Source organism: Halorubrum sp. SP9 (genome assembly GCF_005435015.1).
Classification (GTDB): Archaea; Halobacteriota; Halobacteria; order Halobacteriales; family Haloferacaceae; genus Halorubrum; species Halorubrum sodomense.
Genome location: NZ_SGXU01000198.1, coordinates 1 through 481, shown reverse-complemented (window position 1 = coordinate 481; position 481 = coordinate 1). Strand labels below are relative to the sequence as shown.

The 481-nt window shown below is 60.9% G+C and carries 1 protein-coding gene and 1 pseudogene; both read right to left on the bottom strand.

All coding sequences use genetic code 11. From position 1 onward, the window contains the following. Positions 1–258: hypothetical protein (locus EXE45_RS17185; protein ID WP_199233679.1), on the bottom strand; the 258-nt coding region annotated here is incomplete at its 3' end. Next, positions 251–481, bottom strand: a pseudogene (locus EXE45_RS17180) (HNH endonuclease); the annotation flags it as partial. The pseudogene EXE45_RS17180 and the gene EXE45_RS17185, both read right to left, overlap by 8 nt.

The window sequence follows — 481 nt, the reverse complement described above, 5'->3', positions numbered from 1 at the left end:
ATCGTCGCCATTCGGTGGGTCAACGAGGCAAATGTCCACCTTCTCCCAGTCGAGCGTCTCTATTAATTCGAGACCCTGCTTGAGGTACTCCACGTTAACGGTCGTCTCTCGGCGTTCGAGGTCTCCCCAGTCGGTTGAGTCGATTCCGACCACTGACAGCTTATCGGTTAGTGACGCGCCCTGTTCAACTCCCGCGCCGTAGTCCTCACTGTCGTCGGTAGTGTCGCTCATGGTCTCGTTGGTAGTCTCGTCAGTCATCAGCCGGTACCTCCAGGTCCCCACCCGCATCCGGGGTCGGTGTCTTCGACGCCGTCGTCGCGTGACGCCGAGCGTGTTCGCCGTGGTCGACAACCTCGATATTCTCGCCTCGGTTGTCCCACTTCAGTCCGTTCTCGTGGTGGACGTCCGAGCCGTCGAGGTCCGCAAAGATCGCCCACAGCGGCGTCGACACCGAGTAGCACTCGACGATCGCCAGCAGCCG